Annotated in this window: 17 protein-coding genes and 2 tRNA genes; 9 read left to right on the forward strand and 10 right to left on the reverse strand. The window is 63.5% G+C overall.

The genetic code is table 11. The annotated features are described in order from the left end of the window. Nucleotides 1-7: 7 nt before the first annotated feature. The 3 genes from EP376_RS08255 to EP376_RS08265 all read left to right on the forward strand — a co-directional run bounded on the left by EP376_RS08255 (nucleotide 8) and on the right by EP376_RS08265 (nucleotide 4,430). Nucleotides 8-391 carry an ArsR/SmtB family transcription factor gene (locus tag EP376_RS08255; RefSeq protein ID WP_238928696.1) on the forward strand — a complete coding sequence of 128 codons (384 nt, stop codon included), beginning with the start codon at nucleotides 8-10 and terminating at the stop codon, nucleotides 389-391. A 57-nt stretch (nucleotides 392-448) separates the two neighbouring features. Then, nucleotides 449-1,501 carry a YeeE/YedE family protein gene (locus EP376_RS08260; RefSeq protein WP_127655085.1) on the forward strand — a complete coding sequence of 351 codons (1,053 nt, stop codon included), beginning with the start codon at nucleotides 449-451 and terminating at the stop codon, nucleotides 1,499-1,501. Nucleotides 1,502-1,823: 322 nt separating this feature from the next. After that, nucleotides 1,824-4,430, forward strand: a complete 2,607-nt coding sequence (locus tag EP376_RS08265) for an ATP-binding protein (protein ID WP_127655086.1) — start codon at nucleotides 1,824-1,826, stop codon at nucleotides 4,428-4,430. Between the two features lie 312 nt (nucleotides 4,431-4,742). Here EP376_RS08265 and EP376_RS08270 read toward each other — a convergent pair. Both EP376_RS08270 and EP376_RS08275 read right to left on the reverse strand, forming a co-directional pair. Continuing rightward, nucleotides 4,743-4,818 (reverse strand) — tRNA-Ala (locus tag EP376_RS08270). A 113-nt stretch (nucleotides 4,819-4,931) separates the two neighbouring features. Next, entirely contained in the window at nucleotides 4,932-5,258 is a 327-nt protein-coding gene (locus tag EP376_RS08275; RefSeq protein ID WP_127655087.1) for a TIGR02300 family protein, read from the reverse strand. Nucleotides 5,259-5,404: 146 nt separating this feature from the next. Between EP376_RS08275 and EP376_RS08280 the strand changes: the two genes are divergently transcribed. Both EP376_RS08280 and EP376_RS08285 read left to right on the forward strand, forming a co-directional pair. Further along, the gene (locus EP376_RS08280; protein WP_127655088.1) at nucleotides 5,405-6,094 is read left to right on the forward strand and encodes a M48 family metallopeptidase; all 690 of its coding nucleotides are present in this window, start codon (nucleotides 5,405-5,407) and stop codon (nucleotides 6,092-6,094) included. A 32-nt stretch (nucleotides 6,095-6,126) separates the two neighbouring features. Then, nucleotides 6,127-6,777 carry a GntR family transcriptional regulator gene (locus EP376_RS08285; protein WP_127655089.1) on the forward strand — a complete coding sequence of 217 codons (651 nt, stop codon included), beginning with the start codon at nucleotides 6,127-6,129 and terminating at the stop codon, nucleotides 6,775-6,777. 26 nt (nucleotides 6,778-6,803) lie between these two features. Here the strand turns inward: EP376_RS08285 and EP376_RS08290 are convergent, their stop codons facing one another. Continuing rightward, nucleotides 6,804-7,709 carry a LysR substrate-binding domain-containing protein gene (locus EP376_RS08290; RefSeq protein WP_127655090.1) on the reverse strand — a complete coding sequence of 302 codons (906 nt, stop codon included), beginning with the start codon at nucleotides 7,707-7,709 and terminating at the stop codon, nucleotides 6,804-6,806. Nucleotides 7,710-7,825: 116 nt separating this feature from the next. Here EP376_RS08290 and EP376_RS08295 point away from each other — a divergent pair, with 116 nt between their 5' ends. Further along, nucleotides 7,826-8,770 carry a homocysteine S-methyltransferase family protein gene (locus EP376_RS08295; RefSeq protein WP_127655091.1) on the forward strand — a complete coding sequence of 315 codons (945 nt, stop codon included), beginning with the start codon at nucleotides 7,826-7,828 and terminating at the stop codon, nucleotides 8,768-8,770. A 6-nt stretch (nucleotides 8,771-8,776) separates the two neighbouring features. On the opposite strand, the gene EP376_RS08300 is transcribed toward EP376_RS08295, so the two are convergent. Beyond that, nucleotides 8,777-10,042: a glycerate kinase type-2 family protein gene (locus EP376_RS08300; protein WP_127655092.1), complete on the reverse strand. Its 1,266-nt coding sequence runs from the start codon at nucleotides 10,040-10,042 to the stop codon at nucleotides 8,777-8,779. A 135-nt stretch (nucleotides 10,043-10,177) separates the two neighbouring features. Here EP376_RS08300 and EP376_RS08305 point away from each other — a divergent pair. Beyond that, nucleotides 10,178-10,254 (forward strand) — tRNA-Met (locus EP376_RS08305). A 41-nt stretch (nucleotides 10,255-10,295) separates the two neighbouring features. Here the strand turns inward: EP376_RS08305 and EP376_RS08310 are convergent. The 3 genes from EP376_RS08310 to hemC all read right to left on the reverse strand — a co-directional run bounded on the left by EP376_RS08310 (nucleotide 10,296) and on the right by hemC (nucleotide 13,144). Next, nucleotides 10,296-10,700 (reverse strand): hypothetical protein, encoded by a 405-nt coding sequence (locus tag EP376_RS08310; RefSeq protein ID WP_127655093.1) that lies wholly within the window; start codon nucleotides 10,698-10,700, stop codon nucleotides 10,296-10,298. Nucleotides 10,701-10,729: 29 nt separating this feature from the next. Further along, the gene (gndA, locus tag EP376_RS08315) at nucleotides 10,730-12,133 is read right to left on the reverse strand and encodes an NADP-dependent phosphogluconate dehydrogenase (RefSeq protein WP_127655094.1); all 1,404 of its coding nucleotides are present in this window, start codon (nucleotides 12,131-12,133) and stop codon (nucleotides 10,730-10,732) included. A 72-nt stretch (nucleotides 12,134-12,205) separates the two neighbouring features. After that, complete coding sequence (gene hemC, locus EP376_RS08320; protein WP_127655095.1) at nucleotides 12,206-13,144, reverse strand: hydroxymethylbilane synthase; 939 nt, start codon at nucleotides 13,142-13,144, stop codon at nucleotides 12,206-12,208. Between the two features lie 91 nt (nucleotides 13,145-13,235). Here hemC and hemE point away from each other — a divergent pair, with 91 nt between their 5' ends. Further along, entirely contained in the window at nucleotides 13,236-14,270 is a 1,035-nt protein-coding gene (hemE, locus tag EP376_RS08325; RefSeq protein WP_127655096.1) for a uroporphyrinogen decarboxylase, read from the forward strand. 83 nt (nucleotides 14,271-14,353) lie between these two features. Here the strand turns inward: hemE and hemF are convergent, their stop codons facing one another. After that, nucleotides 14,354-15,241 carry an oxygen-dependent coproporphyrinogen oxidase gene (gene hemF, locus EP376_RS08330; RefSeq protein WP_127655097.1) on the reverse strand — a complete coding sequence of 296 codons (888 nt, stop codon included), beginning with the start codon at nucleotides 15,239-15,241 and terminating at the stop codon, nucleotides 14,354-14,356. Nucleotides 15,242-15,341: 100 nt separating this feature from the next. Between hemF and EP376_RS08335 the strand changes: the two genes are divergently transcribed. Further along, nucleotides 15,342-15,725, forward strand: coding sequence for a hypothetical protein (locus EP376_RS08335; protein WP_127655098.1), 384 nt, complete (start codon nucleotides 15,342-15,344; stop codon nucleotides 15,723-15,725). A 9-nt stretch (nucleotides 15,726-15,734) separates the two neighbouring features. Here the strand turns inward: EP376_RS08335 and EP376_RS08340 are convergent, their stop codons facing one another. Further along, complete coding sequence (locus EP376_RS08340) at nucleotides 15,735-16,544, reverse strand: SDR family NAD(P)-dependent oxidoreductase (protein ID WP_127655099.1); 810 nt, start codon at nucleotides 16,542-16,544, stop codon at nucleotides 15,735-15,737. A 10-nt stretch (nucleotides 16,545-16,554) separates the two neighbouring features. After that, nucleotides 16,555-17,550: a class I SAM-dependent methyltransferase gene (locus EP376_RS08345; protein WP_127655100.1), complete on the reverse strand. Its 996-nt coding sequence runs from the start codon at nucleotides 17,548-17,550 to the stop codon at nucleotides 16,555-16,557. Nucleotides 17,551-17,572 lie beyond the last annotated feature (22 nt).

Here is a 17,572-nt window from a genome sequence, read left to right on the forward strand (position 1 = left end):
GACGGTTATGACTGCTACCTCCGCCACCGACGTCGACATGGATTTCCGTGCGGATTCGCTTCCTGTCATTGACGACGGAACGAGCGAGGAAGACCTTGATCGCATGGCGCAGGAGGCCTGCACTGCGGCAGATTTCCTGAAGGCGCTCGGCCATGAAGGACGACTGATGATCCTGTGCTACCTTTGCACGGGTGAAAAATCCGTCAGCGATCTGGAGCGTCTGCTCTCTGCCCGGCAGGCCGCCGTGTCGCAGCAATTGTCGCGTCTCCGGCTGGAAGGTCTGGTCGATGCGCGCCGCGACGGAAAGAATATCTACTACAGCTTGACGGATCATCGCGCACGTCAGATCATTTCACTCGTCTATTCGCTTTTCTGCAACGCCGAGAAGTGATGGATAACCCGGTAGAGGCGCCTTAGCCAACCTGCCTCCCGGGTCAGGGAGGAAGACATGATCGACGTATTCGGCGAAAGCTGGACCCTTGTGCTGTTCGGATTTCTGAGCGGCCTCGCCCTTGGCGTTGCGGCCAGAGCCGGCAAATTCTGCACCTTGGGTGCACTTGAAGACTGGCATTATGGCCGCTCGTCCACCCGGTTGCTGATGTGGGGAGCGGCGCTTGGCTTTTCCATTCTGACGGTGTTCGCCCTTGCCGATGCCGGTCTCATCCGGATCGAGCAGAGCCTCTATCTGACCACGACGTCCGGTCTGCTGGCCGCAATCCTCGGCGGGCTGACCTTTGGCGTCGGGATGGCGCTATCGGGCAATTGCGGATACGGCGCGCTGGCCCGCCTGGGCGGCGGCGAAATGCGATCATTCCTCATCGTGATCGTCATGGGGCTAGCCGCGATGGCCACGATCTCGGGACCGCTGGCGCCGCTGCGCGTCGCGCTTTTTCCCCTTCAGCCGATCGATCCCGCGTCAGCGGGGATCGCGCATGGGATGGCCGCGCGGACAGGTGTGGACATCGAACTTCTGGGCATGACCATCGGGGGCCTTGTGCTTGCGGCATCGGCCTATCTTGCCCCTGACAAACGTGTCTTGTGGGGTCTGGTCGTTGGCGCCGCGATCGCCGCCGGCTATGCTGGCACGTCCTATGTGGCGACACACGGGTTCGATCCCGTCGAAATCCGCTCTCACAGTTTCGCCTCGCCGGTGGGCGAATCGATGATCTACCTCATGTTGTCGAGCGGGCTGACACCGGGCTTCGGCATAGGTTCGGTCGCGGGTGTCGTGACCGGTGCGATCCTCGGAAGCTTCGGGATGCGCAGTTTTCGGTGGGAAGCCTGTGACGATCAGCGCGAATTGCGCCGTCAGCTGACCGGGGCGGCGATGATGGGCGTGGGCGCCGTCGTCGCAATGGGCTGCAGTATCGGTCAGGGTCTATCGGCCTTTGCCGTGCTTGGCGTCACCGCGCCTGTGGCCCTTGCGTCGATGTGGGTCGGTGCCTTTCTAGGATTGCGCTACCTCATCGAGGGACGGATTCTGCCAACCGCAGCCGAGTAATCCACCCCGGCGGTCCGGGTCTCCGAATCAGACTGACAAGGGCCGTGGCGAGAGGACGGCGGGGCTTATCTGTCCAAAAATGGCCCTTGAACGCGCCGCCTTCCGCTGCCATGCAATCGTTTGTGTCATGGGCTTATACTTTCGTATCATTCCGAGGCAGATGTGGTGATCGAAACCATACCAGACGAACGAATCGGTTAAGTCCTATGTGCAAGACTATCGCAGCCCATGGCACAGGAGGGTTTGAATAGTGAAAGCCGAAAGCGAAATCCCCCTAGACGGGCCCCAATCGCCAGCCCGACAAGACAGGTGATCTCGCGCGATGCTGGACAGGTTCATCGCGAATTTCGACGCAATCAGGCGGCTCATGGCCTTCTTGGCCGTGATGATGATCCTTGCCATCATCTATTTCGCCGACGATGTGCGGGAACAGCTTAGTCTGTTGGCAACCGCCTCCTCCGACAATGTGCAATGGACCCTGTCGCAGGCCGAAGTCGAAGCCAAGGCCCTCGAGACAGAGGCCGCGGTTCAGCACCTCGCCGAGGAGCCTGATCTGTCAGAGGTGCGCATAAGATTCGACATCCTCTACAGCCGCGTCGCCACGCTGAAGGAAAGCGCGGTCTATGCCAGCCTCCGGGTCGATCCCCGTGTGGAAAGTTCGACAGAACGGCTTGATGCATTTTTCGAACGGACCATTCCGATCATCGACGGTCCGGATGCCGACCTGAGGGAGTTCCTTCCGGAACTTGCCATTTCCGCAAATCAGGCACATGCGGATTTGCGCCAGTTCGCCATCGCCGGGATCGAGATTTTCTCCCGACTCAGCGATGACCGTCGCCGCAGCGTCTCAGGCACATTGATCGATATCGCCCTCTTGTCGGCGATGCTGTTCCTGGCCTTCATCCTTCTGATCTATCTGCTCCTCAGCGTCCTTGAACGCATGGAAGTCACCGCGAACAACCTGCGCCTTACCAAGGATCGCATGCAGACCATCGTGGACAATTCGCTCGACGCGATCGTCGTCACGGATCTTGAGGGGCGTATCGTCGAATTCAACCGCGCAGCAGAACGCATCTTCGGCTATTCACAGGAGACGGCTCTTGGTCGCCCGATGGGGGAACTGATCGTTCCCGAACACCTGCGCGACATGCATGAACGGGGGATGGCCCGCTACCTTGAAGGGGGAGAACGCCATGTGATCGGCAAGGGTATCGTCCAGCTGGACGCCCTGCGCGCCTCGGGCGAAGTCTTCCCCGTCGACATCGCCCTTGCCGCTGCCGAATCATCGGATGATCACCTGATCATCGGGTTCATGCGCGATATCTCCAAACGGCTAAAAGCCGAGACCGAACTTCGCGAGGCGCGCGACCGTGCCATCGCCGGGGAGAAATCCAAGGCCGAGCTTCTTGCGGTGATGAGCCACGAAATGCGGACACCGCTCAACGGGATGCTGGGCACGCTCGAACTGATCGACGCGGACGGGCTCGATGATGCGACGCAGCACTACCTCGAGATCATTCGCAAGTCGGGCAACATGCTTCTGGGTCACGTGAACGACGTTCTCGAAATCTCGCGCCTCGACGCCGACAAGTTGCGGATCGACGCCCGCCGCTTCGACCTTGTGGCCCTTCTGCGCGAAGTCATCGACAGCCAGGATGCCCGCGCCCGGGAAAACGGCAATGTCATCACGCTGACCCCTCCGGATTCGAGCCTCCACCATGTCTGGGGAGACGAGGGCCGCATACGCCAGATCATGGTCAACCTTGTCGGGAACGCGGTGAAATTCACGGCAAACGGAACGATCACGCTCGAGGCCGAATGCCACGACGGACTGGACGATGTGGAAATCCGCGTCATCGACAGTGGAATCGGAATTCAAGAAGAGGATATCGACCGCATCTTTCAGGACTTCGTCACGATCGACGCCTCTTACGGGCGGTCCTCGGGGGGCACCGGGCTCGGTCTGGGCATCTCTCAGCGACTTGCACGGGCTTTGGGCGGTGAACTTGGCGCCGAAAGCGAACCGGGCGATGGCAGCGTGTTCTGGCTGCGTCTGCCACTGGCCCCCGACAGCGCAACGCAGCTGTCCACCAACGCCGCTGAACATGTCGAGCCGGAGGCGGCCCCGGCCGCGCCGGCGCTGCCGCCGCTCCGGGTCCTGCTGATTGAGGATAACCCCATCAACAGGCTCGTCGCGCGCGAAATGCTCGAACGCGACGGCCATAGCGTCGTCGAGGCGCATGACGGGCGCGAAGGTGTCGCCGCCGCACATGACGGTCAGTTCGACCTGATCCTCATGGATATCTCGATGCCGGGGCTTGATGGCCTCGAAGCGACGGAAATGATCCGCGCCGATCCGGCGATCAATAGCGATATCCCGATCATCGCCACGACAGCGCATGCCCTGCCCGACGAGATCCGACGCTTTCGCGACGCAGGCATGACCGACATTCTGGTCAAGCCCCTGCGCCGCCAAGAGCTGCGCCGAATCCTCGGCGCCGCAACCAGGACGCATGACGGCATTACTGATCTGGGGGATGCGGCCGATCAGGCCGATCAGGCGATGCTGGAACTTCTGGACATGGAGCAGGTGATGGCGTTGAGCAGCACCCTGCGACCTGAAAGATACGCTGCTGTTCTCAGGGATTTTCATACCGAGGCGCGGGCGTTCCAGGCCAGCCTTGCCAACCTGCCCGCCGGCGGAGCCGATCCTGAACGTATCGCGAACGAAGCCCACAGAATGGCTGGATCAGCGGCGGTATTCGGAACCCGCAGGCTGAACGATCTTCTGGTCCAGATTGAGGACGCCGCCCGGGCCCGCGATCCGCTCGACCGGTTCGGCAAAGACCTCGAGCAATGCTGGAGCGAGACGGAAGCTGCACTTGCCCGTGCGGGCGCACTTCAGGAAACGGGGAGCGCTGACGCCTGAAGCGAGCCCAACCGGCCAACCGGGTCTTGCCACCGGTCTGACGCCTGCCATGGATCACCTGATAGCGACGATCTTCATCGCGGCGCCTTGTATCGGCCCAATGGATCCGCGGCTCACCAAGATTGCCCGGATGAACCGCCCTCCCTGAACGGGTGGCTTCCACCGCCCGATCTGAGCTGGATCGTCACCGCCACCGGTGGCGAACGGACCCGGGCAAGCGGCTCTCAAGCCCTGATCAAGTAAGACCTGGAGCATGACGCTCAACGCCAGTCTTCGGCGTCGGCTGAGCACAATTGGAAAAGCAGTTGGATTTGGTGGAGCCTAGGGGAGTCGAACCCCTGACCTCTTGCATGCCATGCAAGCGCTCTCCCAACTGAGCTAAGGCCCCTGACCGTTCCGCTCTCTAAGCGGCGCAGAAGGCGAGATCAAGGGAAAATCGACCCCGCCCGTCGCGAAAATCACAGGCGCGCGAAAGTGGTTTTCGCGCGACCTGTCGAAGCATCAATCGTCGTCGTCAGCGCTGACGTCGGCGATGTCATCGAGAGACACATCATCGTCGTCATCGTCATCATCAAGCACGTCATCGCCCAGATCGGCATCGGTGTCGTCGTCGTCGATCAGCAGATCGCCATCTTCTTCGACCTCGGTTTCCTTGGCCTTCTTGCTCTGGGCATCTTCGGCATCGGCGACCATCGTCCGGCTCTTGCCGGTTTCGATGTTGACCACCTCGCCGGTATAGGGGCTGATGATCGGGTTGGCGTTCAGGTCATAGAACCTCTTGCCCGTTGTCGGGCAGACGCGCTTTGTTCCCCACTCTTCCTTGGGCATAGGGTCTTCCTTTGTTCCTTGTCGCCGGATAACCGGCCTGACCTTGCGGGCGATCCGCGTCCCCTGCCATAAGCATGGAAGGGTGTCAAAGCATTTGGCGCGGCTTTTGCCGTCGGGGTTCCGCATTGACGGAACAGAGAGGTGATATGGGGCGTTACAGGTTGTCGGGCAACCCCCCGATCGAGGTCGAAATGAGGCGCTCGGGCCGGGCCCGGCGGCTGTCTCTGCGCGTCTCGCAGCTGGACGGAAAGGTGACGCTGACCTTGCCTGCCCACCTTGCCGAACGCGAAGCCATCGCCTTTGCCGAGGATCGGGCCGATTGGATCCGCGGTCATCTCGACCGGGTCGAAGACACCGTGGCTGCGGCCTTTGGCAGCCGGATCCCGATCGAGGGCGAAGCGGTCACCCTGATCCCGGGTCCTGGTCGCAAACCGGAACTGGCCGGCGCCTCGCTGATGCTGCCTGACGATCCCGCACGCGTTGGCGCGCGCGCGCAGGCCTTTCTCAAGACGCTGGCCCGCGAACGGCTGGCACGGGCCTGTGATCGCCACAGCGCGGCCCTCGGGCGGCCCTTCGGTCGGCTCAGCCTGCGGGACACGCGATCACGGTGGGGCTCGTGCACATCGCGGGGTGATCTGATGTTTTCGTGGCGCCTTGTCATGGCGCCCCCTGAAATCCTCGACTACGTCGCCGCCCACGAAGTGGCGCATCTGGCCGAACACAATCATTCCCCGGCATTCTGGGCGGTGTGCGGCCAGCTTTGTCCGGAGTATGCACGCCACCGCGCATGGCTCCGTCGCGACGGCCCATCCCTGCATCGATATCGTTTCGATTGACCGGCACGCATTTCGTGATCACAAATGCAGGGATGAAAGCATTGCCACGATCCAGCGACACGACCGGCTCGGCGCATGACAGGGTCTACAAGTCCCTGCGCACCCGCATCATGCATGGCGAATTGGGCCCCGGCGAGGCGCTGACCCTGCGCGGCATCGGCAAGCAATACGACGTGTCGATGACACCGGCGCGAGAGGCGATCCGGCGACTGGTTGCCGAAGGTGCGCTGACGCTGTCGTCGTCGGGCCGCGTGGCAACGCCGGAATTGTCGAACGAGCGGATCGAGGAACTGGCGTCGTTGCGCGCGCTGCTGGAGCCGGAACTTGCCTCGAGGGCTCTGCCCCGCGCGCATCTCGCGCTGATCGACCGGCTGGAGGACATCAATCTCAGGGTCAGCCAGATGGTCGCCCGACATGATGCCACGGGCTATATCCGGATGAACCTCGAGTTTCACCGGACCCTCTATCTGAGGGCACAGGCCCCGGCGATCCTTGCGATGACCGAAACGGTCTGGCTGCAACTCGGTCCCACCATGCGGGCGCTCTACGGGCGCCTCAACCGCTCCGAGCCGCCCTACCATCACAAGCTGATCATCGCGGCGCTCAAGGCAGGCGATGAGCCGGGGCTTCGGCTTGCCGTGCGCACCGATACGACCAAGGGTCTTCGGATGCTGAAGAACTGAGCATCGGTCGCCACGGGAAATCTGCTCTAGTCGGCAACCGTTTGGGGAAGAACCTCGGCCACCTCACGCAACCAGTCGACAAAGGCGGCAAGCGCCGGGTTGGGGCGTGTCCGGGCAGTTACAACGTAGATACCCTGGGGCCGTTTCACCCGGATCGGCGACAGGCAGACAAGTCGCCCGGCATCTTCATCAATGGCGGTCATCCGGTGATCCGCAAGGATCGCAGCCTGCCCCGATAGCGCCGCGTCGAACATGAAAGCCCGGCTTTCGTGTCGGGTCAGATTGAGAGCCACAGCGATATCCTCGCCGGCCTCATCGGCCCAGGCGGCCCAGTCCTCGGGCCAGCACCGCGCATCGGCAAGGGGCAGGCCAAGCACCTCTGCGGGCGTCAGCGGCAGAGACCGCCCTTCGACCAGTTGGGGGGCACAGACCACGCGCAGCGTATCTCGGAACACAAGGTGGGCAGTCAGCCCCTCCCATTCACCGTCACCATAGCGAACCGCGGCATCGAACCCCGAAGTGCCGAGGTCGACATAGTCGAACGACAGGCTCGGTTCGACGGTGATCCCGTCATGTGCAGCGTGAAAGGCATCCAGCCGTGGCAGAAGCCAACGATTTCCGAAGAAGGGAGCAACGGTGATCCTCAACGTCCGGTTCTTGCCATGACTGCGAAAAGGCTCCACCGCCTCTTCCATCAGATCAAGGGCGTCGCCCAGCTTGGCGGATAGCAGGCGCCCGTCTTCGGTCAGGGTTATCTTCCTCACCTGCCGGTGAAAAAGTGACCGGCCCAGCACCTCCTCAAGCGCCTTGATCTGGTGACTGACAGCCGTTGGCGTAACGCAAAGCTCGCGTGCGCCGTCCTTGATACTGCCCAGACGGGCGGCGGCCTCGAAAGCCCGCAACTGGTTGAGAGAAGGGAGCTGACGCGCCATGTCTCCATACCTGAGATCTTCTTGATCATCGATTCAGGAATGGTCGTTTGTCAAGAAAACCGGCCGGAACCTAGGCTTGGGGTGATCCCGACAGGACCCAGAGAAAGGACAGGACAATGCCCCGGACCGAGCCCACGCTTCCTCATCAAAGCAAGGATATCTTCCTGACAGATGGCGGCACCGAAACCTGGCTACTTTACAAGCGTGGTTTCGAATTGCCGCATTTCAGCGCCTTTCACCTGCTGAACGATCCCACCGCGACAGCAGCGATCCGGGAATACTACCGATCCTTCGCCGATATTGCCGTCCGGAGGGGAACGCCATTCATATTCGACAGCCTGACCTATCGCGCCAGCCGCGACTGGGGGCAGCTTCTGGGATATTCCGACGCCGGACTGGCCGAGATGAACGAACGGTGCCTCGACCTCTATCGCGAGATTGCCGTCGAGGCGGGCCTGCCCCAGGAACAGACCGTCATCAGCGGCTGCATCGGCCCCAAGGGCGATGCCTACAAGACCAACGCGACCCTGACCGCCGACGCCGCAGAGGCCTATCACGCCGAACAGATCGCCACGTTCAAGGCCGCAGGCGCCCATATCGTGACAGCGCTGACGCTCAATACCAGCGCCGAGGCGATCGGAATTGCCCGCGCGGCACAATCGGCAGGCATTCCTTCGGTCATCGCCTTCACGCTCGAGAAGGATCGCAATCTCCGCAGCGGCGAAACGCTCCGCGAGGCGATCGAGACGGTAGATGCGGCAACCGGTGCGGCACCGGCCTACTACATGATCAATTGTTCCCACCCTGTCGATTTCGGACCGGCCCTTGAACAGGCGCCGTGGGTCAATCGGATCGGCGGGTTGCGCGCCAATGCCTCGACCCTCGATCACGGCACCCTATGCCAACTCGGCCATCTCGAAGAGGGCGACCCGAACGAATTGTCGCGCCAATATGCCGATCTCCGGGACAGCTACCCGGCGATAAACGTCTTCGGCGGATGCTGCGGCACGGATCATGTTCATGTGGACAAGATCGCCGGCGCGCTTCTCGTTGCGGCCTGAAAGGGACTATCCCGGGCGCGGCTCGATCAGGATCGCGCGGAAATCGTTGACGTTGGTCAACGTGGGGCCGGGCACGACCTGGTCCCCAAGCTTGCCAAAGAATGTGTGCGCGTCGTTGCGGGCAAGGGCATCCCCCGCATCCGGACCCCGAACCAGCGTATCGGGCCCGATGATCGCCCCGGCCACCTCGGCTGCCCCATCGACGCCATCGGTGTCGCAGGCGATGGCGTGGATGCCCGGCGCGCCCTGCAGGGCAACGGCAAGCGCGAGGGCATATTCGGCATTGGGCCCGCCCACGCCATCGCCCCGCCGCGTCACGGTCAACTCCCCCCCCGACAGCAGGAGGAGCGACGGATCGCCGGGCGCCATCGCCCTCTGCCGGTCAAGAGCAAGCCGGGCATGACGTGCCGCCACATCGCGCGCCTCGCCCTCGATTGCGTCTCCGAGGATCTCGGCCACACAGCCGGCCTCTCGCACCATCGCGGCGGCCGCATCGAGCGATTGCGACGGTGCGGCAATGATCCGGTTCTCGACACCGGCAAGGCGCGGATCGCCCGGCGGAACGGTCTCGTCCCCGTGAGCGAGGTAGTCGGCCACCGCGGGCGGCACCGTCACGTTCCATGTCGCCAGTGCCCGTGCCGCGCGCGCCGCATCGCCCTGATCCCCGACCGTGGGTCCCGACGCGATGTCGCCAGGATCGTCGCCCGGCACGTCCGATATCATCAGGGCAAGCATACGCGCAGGCGCAGCCGCCGCGGCCAACTTGCCGCCCTTGACCGCAGAAAGCTGTTTGCGGATGCCATTGATCTCTCCGATCGGGGCGCCCGAGGCCAGAAGACCGGCCGTCACGGCCTGCTTGTCCGCCAACGTCAGCCCGTCAGCAGGCGCGCACAGCAGCGCCGAGCCGCCGCCCGAGATCAGGGCCAGAACGAAATCTCCCTCTCCCAATCCCTGCAACAGCGAGAGCATCCGTCGGGTCGCGGCGATCCCAGCCTCATCCGGTACGGGATGCGCGGCCTCCACGATCTCGATCCCGGCGCAGGGGCGGGCATAGCCATAGCGCGTGATGACAAGGCCGTCGCAAGGCCCCCAGACCGATTCGACCGCCTCCGCCATCCGGGCCGAGGCCTTGCCCGCGCCAATGACGATCACCCTTTCGGGGCGCGGCGGCAGAACACCGGGGATCACCTGCATCGGATCGGCCACCTCGACCGCCCGGTCGAACAAATCGCGCAAGAACCCCGCTTGCCCGTCTGGAAAGGGAGCGCCCATAACCCGCCTCTGATGCAAGTGTCTGCCCGGCCGAAGATTGACCCAGCGGCCCGGCGAGGTCCAGCCCGGACGGATCGGCGCATTTCCCGTTTGACATGGGTCACCTGGCACAGTATCGGACCTCCCGTTGCGTATGGCGTGGTAGCTCAGCTGGTTAGAGCACAGCACTCATAATGCTGGGGTCGGCGGTTCAAGTCCGCCCCACGCTACCAACACCCTCCAAACAACCCGCGCGCATTGCGCAGCGCTGGCCTCAGGGCTGGCTGCGCCGGTAGGTCTGCAGCCGCATGGAGCGGGTGCCATCGGGGCGATTGTGAAACTGCAGGACATTGAGGATCGTCCCGTCGCGGCTGGCCCGGCGGTGGGCATAGGATACCTCGATCCCCGAGTTGTAGGCGTGCGAGATGAGCTCGCAGTTATCCTTGATATGGAATGACGCCTTCATGCCGACTTCGCCCGCCTCGCGGATCGCCCCATCGGCCATCCCCGTGAATTCAACGTGATGCGGCGTGCCATCTGCATCTTCCCAGTCGATCAGCAAGGTGAGTTCCTTGTCCTCGACCGAGATCCGGTAATGGCCCGAAGAAGGCGGCGCCCCTTCATCGCAATGGGACAATTCGGGGATCAGGGTCCAGTCCCCCTCGAATGGATAGCTCATCGTCAGCCTCCCGCCGGTTGAACGGCGTCTCAGTCTTCTGCCCAGGGTCCGTGACGATCCTTGGTGCCATCGTCAAGCCGGGCAAATCCGTGCCAGCCGAAATAGTCACGCTGCCCCTGGATCATGTTGGCTGTGCCGCGCCCGGTGCGCATGGTATCGAAATAGGCCAGTGCCGCCGACAGGGCCGGCACGGCGATTCCGGCGCCGGCGCCGATGGCCACGACAGCCCGCAGATCGGCATGGGTCTTCTTCAGCCAATCGGCAAAGAACGGTGCCGCGATCAGCGACCTGCCCGGCGCCTCGTCCAGTGCGGTCGCCATATCATCGAGCATGGCTGACCGGATGATGCAGCCTTCGCGCCAGACCCGCGCGATGGCAGGGCCATCCAGATGCCAGCCGAACTGATCAGATGCCGCCCCGATCATCTGGAAGCCCTGCGCATAGCACAGGATCTTGCCTGCGATCAGCGCGTTCTCAAGCGTCTCGAGGGGAAGCGTGTCCGCCGCGATGCGCGTCGGGCCCGGGCCGTAGATATCTTCGAGTGTGGCGCGTTCTTCGCGCCGGGCCGACATGTTGCGCGCCGCGACCGCGGCCTCGATCACCGGGATCGGCGCGCCCAGATGCTGTGCCTCAATCGCCGTCCAGCGGCCGGTTCCCTTCTGGCCCGCCGCATCGACGATCACATCCAGAAGCGGCCCGCCGGTGGCAGCATCATCAGTGCCTGCGACGATGCCCGAAATCTCGGTCAGATAGGATTGCAGCGGCCCCTCGTTCCAACGATCGAAAACCTTGCCGATATCGGCGGCGTTCATGTCCAGCCCGTCACGCATCAGGCCATAGGCTTCGGCGATCAGCTGCATATCGGCATATTCGATGCCGTTGTGTACCGCCTTGACGAAATGGCCCGCGCCCTCTTCGCCAAGCCATGCCGCACAGGGCGATTCTTCGAACTTCGCCGCGATCGCCGTCAGAACCCTTTCGACGCGATCCCAATGCTGTTTCGGTCCGCCTCCCATGATCGACGGGCCGTGCCGCGCGCCCTCCTCGCCGCCCGAGACGCCGATGCCGAGGAACGGATGGCTCAGCGCGCGCATGCGCCGATTCGTGTCGTGAAAATTGGCGTTGCCCGCATCGATGATCAGGTCGTCAGGGCCCAGATGCGGGGCCAGAGCCTCGATCTGATCGTCGACCGCCTGCCCGGCCGGGACCATCAGGATGATCGCGCGCGGCGCGGCAATGGCCGCTACGAATTCGGCAAGCGTCTCTGTCGGGGTGATCCTGTCGGCCAGGCTCCCCGCCTCGGCTACGAAATCATGGGTCTTGGATGCCGTCCGGTTCCAGACCGCGATGGAAAATCCCTTCTCGGCGATGTTCAGCGCAAGCGCCGATCCCATCGTTCCCAGACCGACAAGCCCGATTTCCGCAGTCGCCATGCTCATTCTCTCCCGCTGAAGCCCGGGGAGAATAGAATCCGGTCGTGCGCCGATGTAAAGCCAATGACCGGCTCAGCCGAAGAAGCCCGGCCCCGCCCGCCGCAAGAGCCCCTCGGCCATGATCCGGCCGATCTCGGGGCCATCGGTGATCAGGCCCTCGGCCTCATCCGACAGCACCTCCGATCCGTCGGTGCGCAGGATCTCCCCTCTCAGGCGAAGACGATCACCGTCGAGTTCGGCCAGACCGGCGATCGGCGTCTCGCACGATCCGTCGAGCGCCGCGAGAAAGGCTCGCTCGGCCGCCAGCCTCTGGCCCGTGGGGCCATCATGGATCGCGGCAAGATGTTCTGCCGCGCGATCATCCGACATCCGCCGTTCGATCCCGATGGCCCCCTGCGCCACGGCGGGCAGCATCTCGTCGGGCTCGATCGGTGTGTAGGGAACATCCGACATCCCGAGGCGGTTCAGCCCCGCCGTCGCCAGGAATGTCGCGACCGCGACATTCTCGCTCAGCTTGCGCAGCCGTGTCTGCACGTTGCCCCGGAACTCGACCACGTTCAGATCGGGCCGCCGCGCCAGAAGCTGGGACCTGCGCCTGAGGCTCGAGGTGCCGACAGTCGCGCCCTGAGGCAGATCGGCAAGCCCACCCTCGCCCAGCGTGACGAAGGCATCGCGCACATCCTCGCGGGGCAGGTAGGTGTCGAGGATCAACCCGCCGGGCTGTTCCACCGGCATGTCCTTCATCGAATGAACGGCGATATCGATGCTGCCATCGAGAAGCGCCTCTTCGATCTCGCGCGTGAAAAGTCCCTTGCCGCCGATTTCCTTCAGCGGCCGGTCCTGGACGGCGTCACCCGTCACCTTGATGACCACGATCTCGAAGGCGGCCTCCGGCAAACCGTGGGCGGCCATCAGACGGGCGCGGGTTTCATGTGCCTGCGCCAGCGCCAGCGGGGATCCGCGGGTGCCGATGCGCATCGGTTCAGTCGGGGTATATGCTTGTCCAGTCATCAGTCACCGTCTTAGACTTGTAAACCAAACCTGACAACTCTCTTGACTTGCCAACGGCGGGCTGAGACGACGTTTCCAAAGAGGAGCATCCATGGCCCAAGACAAACTGATCCTTCGCGCACTTGCCGGTGAAACCCTGCCCACCCCCCCCATCTGGATGATGCGGCAAGCGGGCCGCTATCTGCCCGAATACCGCGCAACCCGCGCCGAGGCCGGGGATTTCCTGTCGCTGTGCTATAATTCCGAACTGGCCGCCGAGGTGACGCTTCAGCCGATCCGCCGCTACGGATTCGATGCCTCGATCCTCTTCGCCGATATCCTGCTTCTGCCGCAGGCTCTGGGTGTCGACCTGTGGTTTGTCACCGGTGAGGGGCCGCGCATGTCAACCACGACTGACATGGATGGCGTCAAGGCGCTGAAGCCCGCGGATGCGATCCATGACCACCTCGCCCCGGTCTATGAAACGGTGCGGATCCTCGCGCGCGAATTGCCGTCCGAAACGACGCTGATCGGTTTCGCCGGTGCGCCCTGGACGGTCGCAACCTACATGATCGGCGGGCGCGGCACGCCCGATCAGGCACCAGCCCATGCGCTCAAGACCGAGGATCGCGCCACGTTCGAGGCGATCATCGACCTGCTGACCGACGCCACGATCGAATATCTTTCGGCCCAGGCCGAGGCCGGCGCGGAATGCGTGAAGCTTTTCGACAGCTGGGCAGGTTCGCTCAAGGGCCACGACTTCGAGGCCTATTCACTGGAACCGATGCGCAAGATCACCGCCGCACTCAAGGCCCGGCATCCGGGCCTGCCCGTGATCGCCTTTCCGCGCGGCGCGGGCGAACGCTTCGCCGGAACACATGCGGCCATCGGCGCCGATTGCATTGCGCTCGACGATGGCGTGTCGGCCGAATGGGCGGCGGAACATGTCCAGAAAGACGGCTGTGTGCAGGGCAACCTCGCCTCGTCGCACATGGTCACCGGGGGCGATGCGCTCGTGTCGGAGACGCGCGCCATCGTGAAAGCCTTCTCCGGCGGGCCGCATATCTTCAACCTCGGCCACGGCATCACGCCCGATGCGGACCCGGAAAACGTTCAGCTTATGATTGACACCATCCGAAACGGCTGACCCGGCACTTTACGGGATGGCGGGCGGGGCGATGGGCCTTTTTCGGCCCGAGCGTCGCACCGCCATCCCTTATCAAAAGGGCATCAGATCCATTTGGCCAGCGGCGGCAGGCTCATCAGGACGGCATTGGCGTCATGCCCGGTCTCGAGCCCGAACTTCGTGCCCCGGTCATAGACAAGGTTGTATTCGGCATAGAGCCCGCGATGAACAAGCTGCGCCTCCTTGTCAGCCTCTGACCAGCCCTGAACCCGACGCTTTTCGACCAGCGGAACAAAGGCCGGCAGGAAGGCCCGGCCGATATCCTGTGTCAGCGCGAAATCGGTCTCCCAGTCGCCGGTATTGTGGTCATCCATGAAGATGCCGCCGACGCCGCGCGCCCGTTTGCGATGCGGGATATAGAAATACTCGTCCGCCCATTCCTTGAGCCGCGGATAATGCGCCTCACCATGGGGATCGAGATGCGCCTTCTGGGTCGCGTGGAAATGCGCCGTGTCTTCGTCATATTCGATGCAGGGGTTCAGGTCCGATCCGCCGCCGAACCACCATGCGCCGGGCGTCCAGAACATACGGGTGTTCATGTGGACGGCGGGTACATGCGGGTTCTGCATATGCGCCACGAGGCTGATGCCGCTGGCCCAGAACCTCGGATCCTCTTCCATGCCGGGAACGCCGCGGGCCGCCATGGCCTTCTGCGCGCGTTCCCCAAGCGTGCCATAGACGGTCGAGATGTTGACACCGACCTTCTCGAAGACACGGCCGCCACGCATGACGCTCATCAGCCCGCCGCCCGCATCGCTGCCGTCGTCCGAGGCGCGGCGCGTCTCCGTCACTTCGAACACCGCGGGCGCGGCCTCTGACAACGGTCCGGTGTCGTGGCTTGCCTCCAGCCCCTCGAACGCCGCGACGATCTGATCCCTCAATTCCCTGAACCAACCCGACGCGCGGGCCTTTTCTGCGTCCATCGCCGTCATCTCGCCTCTGATCTCCGATTGCTATTGCATAGCAATGGCTCCTAGCATCGTTTCCGTCAGGCCACCACAATTGGCTGACGGACAAGATCGGAGTTCTCACATGCGTCGCGCCCTGTTCCTACTTCCCCTGCTCCTTGCGGCCTGCGCCACGCCCCGCGAGCAGTGCATCAACGACGTGACCCGCGAATCGCGGGTTCTGAGCGGATTGATCGCCGAGACGCAGCAGAACATCACCCGGGGCTATGCCCTCGAGGAGGTTCAGGACGTTCGGGTAATCCGCACGACCTGCACCGGCACCAACGAAGATGGCAGCACCTTCACGTTCCCATGTGAAGAAACCCAGACATTCGAGCGCAATGTGCCCGTGGCAATCGACCTGAATGCCGAACGGGCCAAGCTCGACTCGCTTCTAGAACGACAGGCGCAGCTTCAGCGGTCGACGGATGCCGCCATTCAGCAGTGCATCGCCGCCTATCCGGAGTGATCGGTCGCGCTAATGCGCCGGAACGCAGGCCGGGTCGATCAGGGTCCGGCCGCCGTCCACGGTCAGGATCTGCCCGGTGACAAAGGCCGAGGCGTCAGAGGCAAGGTATTGGACCGCATCCGACACCTCACCCGGGCCGGCGATCCGCTTGAGTGGTGTGTGATCCACGATCTCTTCCCGCATCTCGCGGTCGTCGCGCAGTGCGCCCTTGAGGCTGGCGCTCATGACGCTGCCGAAGGCCACGGCGTTCACCCGGATGCCCTTTGGTGCAAAGGCCACGGCCAATGACCGTGTCATCTGGTCCATCGCGGCCGAGCTGACCGAATAGGCCAGCAGATCGGGATGCGCGCGGCGCGACGCGATGGACGACAGGTTGATGATCGAACCGGCCGAGGTCGGATTTTCCTCATCCTCGACCTGCTTGATCATCCGCTTCGCCGTCGCCTGGCTCAGCCTGAGCGCTGTCATCATGTTCTGCTCGAGCAGCGTCGAGACACTGAAATCATCCGGGTCCAGAGGGTCGGTCTTCAGGACCTGCCGCGAGGCGTTCACGAGGATATCGACCTGATCGAAGGCATCGACCGTCAGCGACAGCAGATTGGCGATCGTCAACTTCTCCCTAAGATCGCCGGCGAAGAGGCGGACATGTCCGTCTTCGTCATCGACCAGCCCCTCGACCTCGTGGCGCAGGGCATCTTCGTCACGGTCGGCAAAGACGACATTCGCACCCGCCTCGACGAACCGTCGCGCGATGGCAAGACCCACCCCGTGGGCGGCACCGGTCACGATGGCCGTCTTGCCTGCAATGGAAAAGGACATCTGTCTCTCCTCAGCGGCGCCGGCCGCGGTCTCGCTTGGGCCGCGCGGCACGAAAAATCTTGAACGCCGAATCGCCGCCCGCCTCTTCGACGGTGGTGAAGGCCTCGCGAAGGGCGGCCTCGTAGGGCAGATGGCGGTTCGCCACAAGCCAAAGCTCCCCCTGCGGCGACAGGAGCCGCGCCGCCGCCGCGATGAACGCCTCGCCTAGCGAGGGTTCGGCCTTGCGGCTTGTGTGGAACGGCGGATTGCAAACGACAGTATCGAAGGGCTGATCGGCGGTGAAGTCTCGCGCATCGGCCCAATGGAACGCGGCCCTGTCGTCGGTGATGTTGAGCCGTGCGCAATCCAGCGCATCGGCCTCGGCCTCGACCAGATGGACCTGTTCAACCGTGTCCCGCGTCAGAACCTGTGCTGCAAGATATCCCCAGCCCGCGCCCAGATCGGCAACCCGTGCACCTAGTTTCGCAGGCAAAGTCTCGGCCAGCAGAACAGATCCCCTGTCTGTGCCATCCTCGGAAAAGATGCCGGGCTGGATGTAATAGCCCTGCGGGCCCTTCTCCGGGCCCTCATGGGCCCAATCTGCGAAATCGGCAGCCGTGGCTGTGAATGCGAACAGACGGCCATGCGCCTTGGTGATGCTGGGCATCTCGCCCAGACGGCTCCTGATTTCGCGAAACAGGCCGTCAACGCCATCTGTCTTGGCGCCATCGACGACGATCGCCCCGCCCAGCGTGGCAGCCTTCGCGACAAGCGCGCGGGCCTGCCGCTTGGATCGGGGGACCACGACGATCGTCAAGGCCGCGTTTTCGGTGGAACGGGCAACCTCGAACCCCATCTCCGACCAGAAATCGGCATCGGGTCGAAACCCGTGGATGATCCGGGTTCTGTCTCGCGGAAGATCTGACAGGTCATGGCCGACCGGTGGCCGGATCACGACGATGTCCCCATCCTCGGGCAGGGAAAGAAAGCCCTCGGAGAGGGCCGTGCTCAGGCGAGATCTGGCCATGGCAGGACGGCACCGAAACGGT

Origin of the sequence: Alexandriicola marinus (genome assembly GCF_004000435.1) — a bacterium.
Classification (GTDB): Bacteria; Pseudomonadota; Alphaproteobacteria; order Rhodobacterales; family Rhodobacteraceae; genus Alexandriicola; species Alexandriicola marinus.

What these genes read in the sequence shown, in the direction of transcription:
- EP376_RS08255 (WP_238928696.1), top strand. Translation starts at nt 8, where the DNA reads ATGACTGCTACCTCCGCCACCGACGTCGACATGGATTTCCGTGCGGAT.
- EP376_RS08260 (WP_127655085.1), top strand. Translation starts at nt 449, where the DNA reads ATGATCGACGTATTCGGCGAAAGCTGGACCCTTGTGCTGTTCGGATTT.
- EP376_RS08265 (WP_127655086.1), top strand. Translation starts at nt 1,824, where the DNA reads ATGCTGGACAGGTTCATCGCGAATTTCGACGCAATCAGGCGGCTCATG.
- EP376_RS08275 (WP_127655087.1), bottom strand. Translation starts at nt 5,258, where the DNA reads ATGCCCAAGGAAGAGTGGGGAACAAAGCGCGTCTGCCCGACAACGGGC.
- EP376_RS08280 (WP_127655088.1), top strand. Translation starts at nt 5,405, where the DNA reads ATGGGGCGTTACAGGTTGTCGGGCAACCCCCCGATCGAGGTCGAAATG.
- EP376_RS08285 (WP_127655089.1), top strand. Translation starts at nt 6,127, where the DNA reads ATGAAAGCATTGCCACGATCCAGCGACACGACCGGCTCGGCGCATGAC.
- EP376_RS08290 (WP_127655090.1), bottom strand. Translation starts at nt 7,709, where the DNA reads ATGGCGCGTCAGCTCCCTTCTCTCAACCAGTTGCGGGCTTTCGAGGCC.
- EP376_RS08295 (WP_127655091.1), top strand. Translation starts at nt 7,826, where the DNA reads ATGCCCCGGACCGAGCCCACGCTTCCTCATCAAAGCAAGGATATCTTC.
- EP376_RS08300 (WP_127655092.1), bottom strand. Translation starts at nt 10,042, where the DNA reads ATGGGCGCTCCCTTTCCAGACGGGCAAGCGGGGTTCTTGCGCGATTTG.
- EP376_RS08310 (WP_127655093.1), bottom strand. Translation starts at nt 10,700, where the DNA reads ATGAGCTATCCATTCGAGGGGGACTGGACCCTGATCCCCGAATTGTCC.
- gndA (WP_127655094.1), bottom strand. Translation starts at nt 12,133, where the DNA reads ATGGCGACTGCGGAAATCGGGCTTGTCGGTCTGGGAACGATGGGATCG.
- hemC (WP_127655095.1), bottom strand. Translation starts at nt 13,144, where the DNA reads ATGACTGGACAAGCATATACCCCGACTGAACCGATGCGCATCGGCACC.
- hemE (WP_127655096.1), top strand. Translation starts at nt 13,236, where the DNA reads ATGGCCCAAGACAAACTGATCCTTCGCGCACTTGCCGGTGAAACCCTG.
- hemF (WP_127655097.1), bottom strand. Translation starts at nt 15,241, where the DNA reads ATGACGGCGATGGACGCAGAAAAGGCCCGCGCGTCGGGTTGGTTCAGG.
- EP376_RS08335 (WP_127655098.1), top strand. Translation starts at nt 15,342, where the DNA reads ATGCGTCGCGCCCTGTTCCTACTTCCCCTGCTCCTTGCGGCCTGCGCC.
- EP376_RS08340 (WP_127655099.1), bottom strand. Translation starts at nt 16,544, where the DNA reads ATGTCCTTTTCCATTGCAGGCAAGACGGCCATCGTGACCGGTGCCGCC.
- EP376_RS08345 (WP_127655100.1), bottom strand. Translation starts at nt 17,550, where the DNA reads ATGGCCAGATCTCGCCTGAGCACGGCCCTCTCCGAGGGCTTTCTTTCC.